Source organism: Pseudarthrobacter sp. lyk4-40-TYG-27 (genome assembly GCF_030209295.1).
Classification (GTDB): domain Bacteria; phylum Actinomycetota; class Actinomycetes; order Actinomycetales; family Micrococcaceae; genus Arthrobacter.
In genome coordinates this window covers 74085-85597 of sequence record NZ_JARVSH010000012.1, presented here as the reverse complement: position 1 = coordinate 85597, position 11513 = coordinate 74085, and the positions used below count along the sequence as shown (strand labels likewise).

Genomic DNA, 11513 nt, shown 5'->3' with positions numbered 1-11513 from the left:
CACGAGCCATGTGCCGATTGTTCGGGCTGCATGCCGGTCCGCGGACCGTCCGGGCGACATTTTGGCTGCTGGACGCCCCGGACAGCCTCACTGAACAAAGCCGGCGGGAGCCCGATGGTGCAGGCATCGGGACCTTCGACGCGGATGGCCGGGCCAGGCTGAGCAAACGGCCACTGGCAGCCTGGGAAGACCATGCGTTTGCCCGCGAAGCCCGGGAGCTGCGGAGCACCACGTTCCTGGCCCATGTCAGGTACGCGAGCACCGGTGCACGCACCGTGGCCAACACGCACCCGTTCGTGCAGGATGGGCGGCTCTTCGCCCACAACGGCGCCTTCACCGGCCTCGACCGCCTTGACCGCCACCTCGCCAGACTCGGCGTTGCGGACCTGGTGCGGGGCCAAACGGACAGTGAGCGGCTGTTCGCCCTCATCACGGCGCATGCCCGCACGTCAGGCGGCGACATCGGACAAAGCATCCTCCGGGCCGTCGAGTGGATCTCGGCGGAGTTGCCCGTCTACAGCCTGAACCTCATCCTCACCACTGCCACCGACCTCTGGGCGCTCCGGTACCCGGCCAGCCACGAGTTGTACGTCCTGGAGCGGAACCCGGCCGCCGAACCGGCCCCGGCTGCACCGCTGGATGCCCGAAGCCGGCGGATCCATTCCCGAAGCACCGATCTGTCAGTGTCTCCGCACGTCGTCTTGGCCACCGAACCGATGGACCACAATCCGCGCTGGCGGGCCATGGGGCCCGGAGAGCTGCTCCATGTGGGCCCGTCGCTGGCGGTAACCTCCACTCTCCCGCTCCCGGTGGATCCTGCACACCTGCTGACCCTGGCCGACCTTGAACCAGCAGCTGCAGCGTCCCAAAAGCCGTGATGGCCGCCGGCGCCCAGGCCTGGACGCTCCCCCGGTTTCCGGGCCGGATGGCAACACGCGGGCCGGATTCCAAAGAATGTCAGACCCCGGTTGCACACTGGATTCATGGAAAACCAAGCCGTACAGGAATTTCACGTCACCTACTTCGACGCTGATTGCGGCCGTGCCCGCGCCGAGGTCTTCGACTCCCTGGTGGAAGCCGAGCGTTTTGCCAGCAGGCACTGCACGGGCGAGGACAGCTGGGCCGTGGTGGATGCCGTCACCGTGGAGCACGTCAGAATCGCTGCCTGACCGTCCGGCAGCGGGAACACGCAATGCAGTGATCCCGGGACCGGACCGCCGGCCGCGTTAAAGGCGTCAGCCCATGCGGCCTGGCGGTTGCCGGCAGCATGGGCTGACGTTGGAGTGGCGGGAGTCCACCGGCCGGGTGTGGCCGTGGGCCGCCGTCGCGGGTCTGTGGAACCCGCGGGCTTACTGGAAGTCGGAAACGGCGGGATCCGGTCCGATGCGGCCCTCGCCGCGGTCAGTCCGGTCCAGTGCGTTGATTGCCTCGACGTCGTCGGCGTCCAGGGAGACCTCAAGGGCTGCGAAGTTCTCCTTGATGCGGGACTCGGTCACCGACTTGGGGATGACCACATTGCCGATCGCGAGGTGCCAGGCGATGACAACCTGCGCCGGGGTGGCCTGGTGCTTGGCCGCGATGGACGCCACGGCAGGGTCCTCCAGCAGCTCGCCGCCCTGGCCCAGCGGGGACCACGCCTGGGTCAGGATGCCCTTGTCGGCACCAAACGCCCTCAGCTCACGCTGGCTGAAGTACGGGTGAAGCTCGATCTGGTGGATGGCCGGAACCACTCCGGTTTCGTCGATAAGGCGCTGCAGGCCTTCGGCCGTGAAGTTGGAGACACCGATGGACTTGACCCGGCCGCGCTTTTGCAGCTCGATCAGCGCTTTCCAGGTATCGACGTACTTGTCCTGCTTGGGCTGCATCCAGTGGATGAGGTACAGGTCCAGGGTGTCCAGGCCAAGGCGGTCCATGGACTCCTCGAAGGCGGCGAGGGTCGACTCGTATCCCTGGTCCGCGTTCCACAGCTTGGTGGTAATGAAGATCTGCTCGGGCGAGAGGCCGGAGCTGGCGATGGCGCGGCCCACGCCTGCCTCGTTGCCGTAAATTTTTGCCGTATCGATGTGGCGGAAGCCGGCTTCGAAGGCCTGGCGGACAACCTTTTCAGCCACATCGTCCTCAACCTGCCACACACCGTAGCCGAGCTGGGGGATCGTGTTTCCGTCGTTGAAAGTCAAGGTAGGTGAAAGAGTCATAGGTTCATCCTGCCAAAGCCGCAGGCCCACAGGGCCCTTTTTCCCGCCCTGTCAGCCAGACGCGTAACGGCAATATTCGTTCGTCTGACCGGGAATAATTTCGTGCCCAGGGCGGGACTACTCCCCGCGGAGCCGGCGTTCGGCGTCGTCAACCTGCTCGTGGACCGCCTCGGCCCGGCGCCGGACGGACGCCGCCCCAACCGGCACCGGCCCCACAGCGAGCCGAAGCATGGCTGCCGCCTCCGCGGTGGTGGCCAGCGAGTTGCCCGCCTTGGACAAGGCGCGGTGCACATCCGCCAGTTCAGCCGGGATGTCCAGGCCATCACTGGGCGAACGGCGCTGGGCCTCCATGCACACTGCCCTGACCCGCTGCAGCAGGGCCGCGAGCTCGTTGGCAATCTCTACCAGTTCGCCGTACAGCTGGTCATCCTCCACCCCTTCGAGCACCTGGTGGAAGCGGTCCAAACCCCGGTGGAAGCGGTCGTGAGCACGGCGCCACAACCCCTTGCCAAGTTCGGCATCATCTTTGCGCCCCTGCCTGGCGGCGCTGAAAAAGCCCAAGCGCAGCCTACAAGTATTGCCCGGGACCGTGGTCCGGGTCTTCACGCTGGTTGGGCGTGCCCTGCGCCGGCGGCCGTGCCCCGGCCGGCGCCCGCTGGGGCTCACCGTTTTCACCGATGACGACGCCGGGCGCAATCATGGTGCCCGGCGGCAGCTGGCGAAGCTGCAGCTGTGCCGCAGCGTGTTCCCGGGCAGCGTTCTGTGCCGCGATGGCCGTCTGGATGCCATGGAACAGGCCCTCCAGCCAGCCCACCAGCTGTGCCTGGGCAATCCGGAGTTCAGCATCCGACGGGGTGGCGTTGTCGGAGAACGGCAGGTTGATCCTGTCCAGTTCAGCCACCAGTTCGGGGGCCAGGCCGTCCTCGAGTTCCTTGATGGAACGCTTGTGGATGGCTGCCAGCCGGCCCCTCGCCGCCTCGTCCAGGGGTGCGGACTTTACCTCTTCCAGCAGCTGCCTGATCATGGTGCCGATCCGCATCACCTTGGCCGGCTCGTCAACGAGGTCGTGCAGGCTGCTGCGCTGCGGCCTTCCGTCCGTTCCCCGCGGAGCCTGGAGCGGCGACGGGTCGTCCTCGACGGGGGTGCCTTCTACCGGGAGGTCCTCAGCTGCCTGAGTGTCATTGGGATCGCTCATGCGTTCATACTCTCATGCGCCATCGGGCCCCGGGACACTCCATGAACGCCTCCGGGGCCTTGTCCGCTGCGGGCTCAATCAGCAGCACCGGCCCTGCGGGTTGCGGTCCTGGCGGTCCGTGCGGTCCCGCCAGAATTCCCGCTCACCCAGGGCTGGTTCCTGGTGTCCGGTGGCCTTGTGGTGCTCCAGGTACTTGGCGTAGGCATCCGCACCCATGACACCACCCAGGTACCGCGCAAACCCGCGGAAGCCATTCGTAACCGCCGTGATTCCGGCGCTCATCAGTGTCCGCCCCGTTCAAGACGGGCGTCGGCGGGCACCTTGTCCCACTCCGCACCCAGCGCGCGCTCGGCCGCTGTCGGTACCAATCCGGCGGGGGCGAACACACGCGAGGGAACCGCAGGGTCTTCGTTGTCCGTGGTGGCAGCCCCGGACGCACGGTCACGGAACGCCTTGACCGTGGCGAGCACCGCCGTGGCGATCACGATGATGCTCAGCACCACGAAGATCACTGACAGCCAGCCCTGGATGGCCGTGTTGCGGACCACAGCTTCCATGGCGGCCACCGTCTTGGCGGTGCCGAACTCGGTCTTGCCATCTGCCAGTGCCTTGCTGAAGGCGGCGTTGTTCGCGAAGTACCCCACGGCCGGCACGGGCGAGAAGATCTTCTGGTAGCTGGCCGTAATGGTGACCACCGCGGCGAAGGCCAACGGCAGGGCAACGATCCAGAGGAACTTGAAGGTGCCGCGTTTGGCGACGATGGCCAGGCATACGGCCAAGGCAATCGCTGCCAGGAGCTGGTTGGCGATGCCGAACAGCGGGAACAGCGTGTTGATGCCGCCGACCGGATCCGTAACGCCCATCAGCAGCACGGCACCCCACGCGGCGACCATGACGGCGGTGCAAAGCCAGGCACCCGGCCGCCACGAAGCTTCCTTGAATTTGGGGACGAAGTTGCCGACTGAGTCCTGCAGCATGAACCGGGCCACGCGGGTGCCGGCATCCACGGCGGTGAGGATGAAGAGCGCCTCGAACATGATGGCGAAGTGGTACCAGAAGGCCATCATGGCCGTCCCGCCCACGAACTGGTGCATGATGTGCGCCAGCCCCACGGCCAAGGTGGGTGCACCGCCGGTGCGGGAGACGATGCTTTGTTCGCCCACGTTGGCGGCGGTTTCGCTCAGCAGCCCGGGGGTGATGTTCACGCCGCTCAGGCCCAGGCTGTTGACCCAGGCCGCTGCGGTTTCCACGGTGCCGCCGGTCAGTGCCGCGGGTGCATTCATAGCGAAGTAGAGGCCGCGGTCGATCGAGATGGCCGCAACGAGCGCCATGATGGCCACGAAGGATTCCATCAGCATTCCGCCGTAACCGATGTACCGGGTTTGCCGTTCCTTTTCCACCAGTTTGGGGGTGGTGCCCGAGGAGATCAGGGCATGGAAACCGGACAACGCACCACAGGCGATGGTGACGAACAGGAAGGGGAACAGCGCGCCGGAGAAGACCGGCCCGTTCTCGCGGCCGGCGAACTCGCTGAAGGCAGGGACAGTGATTTCCGGGCGGACCACCACGATGGCCAGCGCGAGCATCACGATCACGCCGATCTTCATGAACGTGGAGAGGTAGTCGCGTGGCGCCAGCAGCAGCCATACCGGCAGGATCGCGGCGATGAAGCCGTAAATGATGAGGCCCCAGGCGATGGTCACCTTGTCCAGGTGGAACACCGCGGCGCCCCATTCGGTGTGCGCGACCATGCCGCCGCCGATGATGGCGGCCATCAGCAGGAGGAAACCAATGATGGAGACCTCCATGACCTTGCCGGGCCGGAGGTAGCGCAGGTACACGCCCATGAACAGGGCGATAGGGATGGTCATGCCCACGGAGAAGACGCCCCACGGGCTTTCGCCCAGGGCATTGACGACGACGAGTGCCAGGATGGCCACGATGATCACCATGATGAGCAGGGTGGCAATGAGGGCGGCGGTGCCGCCGATGACGCCGAGTTCCTCGCGGGCCATCTGGCCAAGGGACCGGCCGCCGCGGCGCATGGAGAAGAACATCACCAGGTAGTCCTGGACCGCGCCGGCGAAGACGACGCCGACGATGATCCAGATGGTGCCGGGCAGGTAGCCCATCTGGGCCGCGATGACCGGGCCCACCAACGGCCCGGCGCCTGCGATGGCGGCAAAGTGGTGGCCGAAGAGCACGTTGCGGTCGGTCCGGACGTAGTCCTTGCCGTCGGCCTTGTACTCGGCAGGGGTGGCGCGGCGGTCGTCAGGCTTGGTGATGTACCGCTCAATCACCTTGGAGTAGAAGCGGTAACCAATCAGGTAGGTGCAGACGGAGGCGAACACGAACCAGATGGCGTTGACGGTTTCCCCGCGGACCACCGCCAGCATGAACCAGGCGACACCGCCCAGCAGGGCGATCGCCGCCCAGAGCGCGATCTTTCCGGGCGTCCATTTCCGGTCTTCGGCTTCGAGCGTTGCCTGGTCCACGGCGGGCGGGGGAAGGTCCGGGTCCGTCGCCAGCCCGCCCTCCGCCCGGGATCCGTTGTTCCGCTGGTCCGGTATTCCGGCCATGTCTCCTCCTTGAGAGTGTTCCCGCTTCTGCTAACCGGCACCCTACCAAGGCTCCGTCGGGCAGGAACGGCGGTGCGCGGCGCGCCTTGGGGCTGTGCGGTGAGCGGCGGCGAACCGGCGACGAACGAGCGGGAAACATGTGCGGGAAACGGGGTGGGTGGCTGCCGGCGCCTGTTCCTACCCCAGGCTGCGCCGTGACATGGGCACCCTGGCACGGGTGAGGGCCCACGCGAGCGCCGCCCCCGTCAACGGCACCGCCGCCATGAGGACGGACAGGTGCAGCCACGGGACTTCGACGGCGGTCCGCAGGTCCGTGGAGAGCGCCAGGAGGACGGCGGGCACGGTTCCAGCCAGTGTTCCCAGCACCACCCCGACGCCGCTGGTGAACAGTGCTTGGGACCCGGCCAGCGTCTTCCGCAACCGGGGCGCGGCGCCCACCCCGGCCAGCGTGGCATGGTCTGCGCGGGCGTCCGCCATTGACAGGCCGGTGGTGATCCCCGCAGCGCTGAAGGTGATGAGCGCACTGACGGCGACAATGACCCAGGTGGTCCACTGGCTGCCCTGGGAGATGCCCGGTTCAGCCCGGAAGGTCATGCCCGGCAGCCCGTAGACCGATGCCGCCGCGGCGGACGCCGCATCCGTTTCCGCCTCCGACGGGGCGCCGGCCAACTGGACCAGCAGGGCCGCTGGTTCCGGGTGCAAATCGAGCCGCTGCGCCGTGGCGGGTGACACGATGCCGTAATAGGGGACGGGAACCACCGGCTCGAGCACTGCCGCCGCGAGCGGCGTGCTGCTGACCGTGGACGGGACCGTGCCGGGCCCTTGTACCGCCGCCTCATGCGTCCGCACGTCCTGTGCCTGGAGCAGCACGTGTCCGCCGCTGACGAAAACCGGGTTGGTCACCACCATCCCGCCGGCGTTCAGCACGGCCAGGGCCTCTGGGGTGGCGTCCCGGCCGAGCACGGCGCGAATATCCTTTTCGCCGCCCACCAGCACCGTCCCGTCGTAGGACGACCGAAGGGCCATCGAGCCGCGGCACCGCCAATCACCGGGATCCGCCAGCCTCCCCTTCGGGGTTCGCGGACACGCGTTGGCCTCTGGCAGGGCCAGCGAATACTGCAGGCAGTTGGACGAGGACGTCCGGGCCGGCAGCCCGGGGCGGGCCTGGCCGTCCATGCAGGTTCGGGTGCTTTCCGGGGCGGTGATGGGGTGGCTCCATTCCACCGTGCCCAAAGCTCCGGCCACGGCAGCGGAAAGTGCGGACGCGTCCACGTGCACAGGCGGTTGCCTGCTGCCGCCGGCACCTGTCGGCGGGTCCACCACCAGGGGCAGCAACGCTTGGTTCTCCAGGCCTCCCCACCAGTGCGATTGCCGCATCCCCGCTTGTTGGCTGGCCGAGAGCACCATGGCGGCGCTGGCCAGCGCCGCTGCTGCAAGTACTGCGGCGACGGCGGGAACGCTCCGTCCCCGGTTCCTGGCCGAGTCCCGTGCCGCCATCCGGAGGGACAGGGTCATCCACTGCGTGCGGGAGGTGAGGCTGAGGACCAGCCAGCCGGTGACCATGACCAGGCCGGCAACGCCAAGCACGGCACCGAGGATCAGGATAGTGACCACCAGGGGCAGCTCCGCGGCCCGCTGGTCGGGATCGGAGGTGGACGTGCCCAGGACCCAGCCGGCCAGCAGGAGGACCGCCGCAGCCACCAGGGCCACGGCACCTGCAAGAGTGGACCGCCGCGCCGTCGGAGCCGGTGCCCGCCCCGATTTCAACGCGCCAAATACCGCCTGGCGTGACACCTGCCGGGCCGGCACCAGGGCTGCAATAACGCAGGCCACCAGGCCCATGGCCGCGGCGGCCAGGGTCATGGGGACGTCCGGGTGCACGCCCGCCAGCCGGACGGATCCGGCCAGTCGGACCAGATGGACGACGACGGCAGCGGCTCCCAGCCCCACCGCGGCCCCCGCGGCAACAGCGATGCCGCCAAGCCACAGTCCGCCTGCGGTGACTACCGCGCGGATGGTGGGGCTTTCCGCCCCGGATGATGCCAGGAGTGCCAACTCCCGCACCTGCTGCTTGGCTCCCACGGCGAACGCGGCGCCGGCCAGCAGGCCAACTTCCAGGAGTGCGAGCGCGCCGACCAGGCCGAAGGTGGCGTAGACGGCCAGCAGTGCCGAGGAGTCGTTGTGGGGCTGCGAACCCGGGACGACGCGCTGTTCGAGGGGCGGCGGGTCCAGGACCACGCTGCGGGACAGCACGGCCACGCCTTTGCTGTTGGCGTCCTTGATGTAGTCCCAGTTCACGGGCTCGGGCCCCACCAGGTAGTACGACACCGACAGGTGGGTCTGCGGTCCGGCGCCGAGATTCGCCGGCACCTGGCGGGACTGCAGGTACAGGAAGCTGTTGCCGTCCGAGGCCCCGGCATCGCGAATGGTGCCGACCGGCACGAAGGTTCCTGCCGACGTCGTGATTTCCTGGCCGAATGCGAGGTTGAAGCGGGCCATCAGCCCGGGCGAGGCAAGGACTTCCGCCCCTCCACGCGGCGCCCGCCCGTCCAGGAGCGTGAATTTCCCGGCGAAGGCCGGATTAAGTGCGTCCACTTCGCGCCCCTGCAGTGCTACCAGGGCTTCCCCAACCCCTGTGGTCAGCTGCAGCTGGCGCTGTGGCAGGACCTGGTAGCCGGCCGGCAGGACATCGCGGGGGTCGGCCGGCTTGAAGTCCGGGTCGTAGCGGCCGGTACTGGAGGCCACCATGGCATCGTTCAGCGGGTCCTGGAGCGAGTCGGCGCCGGGAACCGGGAGGGCGCTGAACCGGGCCTGCGTTCGGCCGAGTTCGTAGTCCACGATTTCCGCGGGCGTCCGCTGGGAGCTCTGGTAAAGGGTGGCTGCACCTGTCATCCCGGCCACCGGCACCATGATCAGCAGGATGATCAGCAGGGACCGCCCCTTGTGGCGGGCGATGTCGCGGCGCGCGAGCCGCACGGCAACGCGAAGGCTGCTCCGGCGGCCATGGGGCGCCGGAGCCACGTCCAACGGCATCAGAGTCCGGCCTGGGTCAGGAGCATGGTGGGGTCGTGCATGGCGGTGGCTTGGTCGATGATCCGGCCATCCCTGAGGAAGACCACCCTGTCAGCCCAGGCGGCATGCCGCGCTTCATGGGTGACAAGCATGACGGCGGCGCCGGCGTCGGCTCGGGACCGCAGGACCTCCATGACCCCCTGGCCGGTGGTGGAGTCCAGGGCCCCGGTGGGTTCGTCGGCCAGGATCAGCCGCCGTTGGCCCACGATGGCCCGGGCAATGGCTACGCGCTGCTGCTGGCCGCCGGACATCTGGTCCATGTACCGGGAGGCGAGCTCTGGTATCCCCACCTGCCGGAGCGCGTCGGCTGCCTGCCGGTGAGCCTTCCTGGCCGATGTCCCGTCCAGTTCCAGGGGCAGTGCCACGTTCTCCTCGGCCGTCAGCGTGGGAACCAGGTTGAAATCCTGGAACACGTACCCCACTGCGCGGCGGCGCAGCCGGGCCAGCTCGTTCAGGCCCAGCCCCGCCAGGGGCGTGGACTCCACGAAGACAGCGCCCGACGTCGGGCGGTCCAGGCCGCCGGCCAGGGCCAGCAGGGAGGACTTGCCGGAGCCCGAGGGGCCCATGACGGCCACGAACTCCCCCGCGCCGATGGTGAGGTCCACATCGCGAAGCGCGGCGACCGCCGTCGCGCCCGCACCGAAGGTCCTGCCGACTTTGGCGAGCTCGAGGACCTGCTGCGGCCCCTGGACGCTCACCGGCGGGCGTCCGCGTTCAGCGGGGAATCTTCCGTGACCCCGTTGGATGCCTTCCGGGCAATGGCCGCCGCGGCGGACTGTGCCTGCTGGACCATCCTGGCTTCGCAGAGGTCCAGCCAGCGGACCTCCGCTTCGGTTTGGAAGATCAGCGAGTCAAGCACCAGCAGCCAGGCGGTGTCCGCCGCGCGCTGGTTCGCCGCGGTGTCGCGGCGGGCCTTGGTGTAATCCTGCAAGGCCCTGATGGATGCCACGCGCTGGGCCTGGATGATGGCCTGGACGTCCACGCCGGGCAGCGTCACGGCGAGCGCGAGCTTGATGGCGAGCTCGTTGCGGGGCGGGTTGTTGCGTTCGACGGGCGCGGCGAACCAGCTGCGGACCTCGGCCTGGCCGGCCGGGGTGATGCTGTAGACGACGTGGCCCTCGCCGTCGTCGCCGTCCTTGGCCACCAGCGCATCGCGTTCCAGCCGGTCCAGCGTGGTGTACACCTGCCCGATGTTCAAGGGCCAGGTGGCCCCGGTGCGGTTCTCGAACTCGACCCGCAGCTGGTAGCCGTAGCGCGGCTGGTCCTGCAGCAGGGCGAGGAGGCTGTGGCGTATGGACATTGTGCTCCCCCGGGCTGGCATCTACCGGTATGCACGAGCCCCCAAGACTCGTGCATACCGCGTATGGACCACACTAACGGGCAGGGCATGTTCATGGCAATACTGAGTATCTAGGTCCCTACATGACCAGAAGGACCTTGCCCACATGGTCCCCGCTGTCGAAATAGCTGTGGGCCGCGCTGACCTGGTCCAGCGGAAAGGTCTTGGCAACGAGCGGGCGGATCCTGCCATCCACGATCAGCGGCCACACGGCGTCCCGGACGGCACTCATGATGGCCCCCTTCTCCGCCACGGGCCGGGGCCGCAACGCCGTGGCCACCACGGCCGCACGCTTCTTCAACAGCAGCCCCAGGTCCAGCTCCCCCTTGGTGCCGCCCTGCAGGCCGATCACCACCAGCCGGCCGTAGTCGGCCAGGGCATCCACATTCCGGGAAAGGTACTTGGCCCCCACGACGTCCAGGATGACATCGGCACCCTTGCCCTCATTTTGGCGGCGCAGGCTCTCGGGGAAGTCCTCTTCCTTGTAGTTGATGGCGATGTCCGCACCGAGGAACGCCTTGGCGGTGCCCACCTTCTCGTCCGTGCCTGCCGTAGCGGCAACCTTGGCGCCAAACGCCTTGGCCAACTGGATGGCCATGGTGCCGATTCCGCCCGTGGCACCGTGGATCAGGACCGTCTCACCCGGCTGCAACTGCGCTGTCATGACCAGGTTGGAATATACCGTCGCCGCCACCTCGGGCAGCGAGGCCGCAGTGACCAGGTCAACCCCGTCGGGCACGCGCAGCACCTGTTCGGCCGGGACCGCCACCTGCTGGGCGTAACCGCCGCCGGCCAGCAGGGCCACCACCTTGTCCCCCACCGAGAACGGCTTGCTGACGCCGGGGCCGAAACCTGAGATCCGGCCCGATACCTCCAGCCCGGGGATTTCGGAGGCACCGGGAGGCGGCGGGTAGAAGCCGCGGCGCTGCTGCACGTCCGCCCGGTTCAAGCCGGCAGCCACCACATCGATCAGCACTTCGCCCTGGCCGGGTACCGGCGCATCCACGTCGCGGACTTCCAGCACTTCCGGGCCGCCCGGTTCTGAGATGTAGACGGCTTTCATGGACCTCTCCCGTTCCTGATTCAAATCCTGGCTGCAACCAGTGTGCACCGGACTCCTGCCCGCGGCCTGT

At 68.1% G+C, this 11513-nt stretch carries 11 protein-coding genes; 2 read left to right on the top strand and 9 right to left on the bottom strand.

Annotation, left to right across the window (positions count from 1 at the left end; all coding sequences use genetic code 11):
- The first annotated feature begins 8 nt into the window (after positions 1-8).
- The gene (locus tag QRM96_RS18940) at positions 9-878 is read left to right on the top strand and encodes a class II glutamine amidotransferase (protein ID WP_133832704.1); all 870 of its coding nucleotides are present in this window, start codon (positions 9-11) and stop codon (positions 876-878) included.
- 105 nt (positions 879-983) lie between these two features.
- Positions 984-1169 carry a hypothetical protein gene (locus tag QRM96_RS18935; protein WP_133832703.1) on the top strand — a complete coding sequence of 62 codons (186 nt, stop codon included), beginning with the start codon at positions 984-986 and terminating at the stop codon, positions 1167-1169.
- A 180-nt stretch (positions 1170-1349) separates the two neighbouring features.
- On the opposite strand, the gene QRM96_RS18930 is transcribed toward QRM96_RS18935, so the two are convergent.
- The 9 genes from QRM96_RS18930 to QRM96_RS18890 form a co-directional block, all read right to left on the bottom strand.
- Entirely contained in the window at positions 1350-2195 is an 846-nt protein-coding gene (locus tag QRM96_RS18930) for an aldo/keto reductase (RefSeq protein WP_109044733.1), read from the bottom strand.
- Positions 2196-2312: 117 nt separating this feature from the next.
- Positions 2313-2756, bottom strand: a complete 444-nt coding sequence (locus tag QRM96_RS18925; RefSeq protein ID WP_018762369.1) for a hypothetical protein — start codon at positions 2754-2756, stop codon at positions 2313-2315.
- 7 nt (positions 2757-2763) lie between these two features.
- Complete coding sequence (locus QRM96_RS18920; protein WP_285320574.1) at positions 2764-3390, bottom strand: bacterial proteasome activator family protein; 627 nt, start codon at positions 3388-3390, stop codon at positions 2764-2766.
- Between the two features lie 78 nt (positions 3391-3468).
- Positions 3469-3672: a YbdD/YjiX family protein gene (locus QRM96_RS18915; protein ID WP_285320573.1), complete on the bottom strand. Its 204-nt coding sequence runs from the start codon at positions 3670-3672 to the stop codon at positions 3469-3471.
- On the bottom strand, positions 3672-5969 hold the full coding sequence (locus QRM96_RS18910) for a carbon starvation CstA family protein (RefSeq protein ID WP_285320572.1): 2298 nt from the start codon (positions 5967-5969) through the stop codon (positions 3672-3674). The genes QRM96_RS18915 and QRM96_RS18910 overlap by 1 nt, the downstream gene beginning before the upstream one ends.
- 177 nt (positions 5970-6146) lie before the next feature.
- On the bottom strand, positions 6147-9002 hold the full coding sequence (locus tag QRM96_RS18905; RefSeq protein ID WP_285320571.1) for an FtsX-like permease family protein: 2856 nt from the start codon (positions 9000-9002) through the stop codon (positions 6147-6149).
- Positions 9002-9739 (bottom strand): ABC transporter ATP-binding protein, encoded by a 738-nt coding sequence (locus tag QRM96_RS18900; protein WP_285320570.1) that lies wholly within the window; start codon positions 9737-9739, stop codon positions 9002-9004. Before QRM96_RS18900 ends, QRM96_RS18905 begins: the two co-directional genes overlap by 1 nt.
- Positions 9736-10341, bottom strand: coding sequence for a PadR family transcriptional regulator (locus QRM96_RS18895; RefSeq protein ID WP_285320569.1), 606 nt, complete (start codon positions 10339-10341; stop codon positions 9736-9738). The genes QRM96_RS18900 and QRM96_RS18895 overlap by 4 nt, the downstream gene beginning before the upstream one ends.
- A 118-nt stretch (positions 10342-10459) precedes the next feature.
- Positions 10460-11443 carry an NAD(P)H-quinone oxidoreductase gene (locus tag QRM96_RS18890; protein ID WP_109044737.1) on the bottom strand — a complete coding sequence of 328 codons (984 nt, stop codon included), beginning with the start codon at positions 11441-11443 and terminating at the stop codon, positions 10460-10462.
- Positions 11444-11513 lie beyond the last annotated feature (70 nt).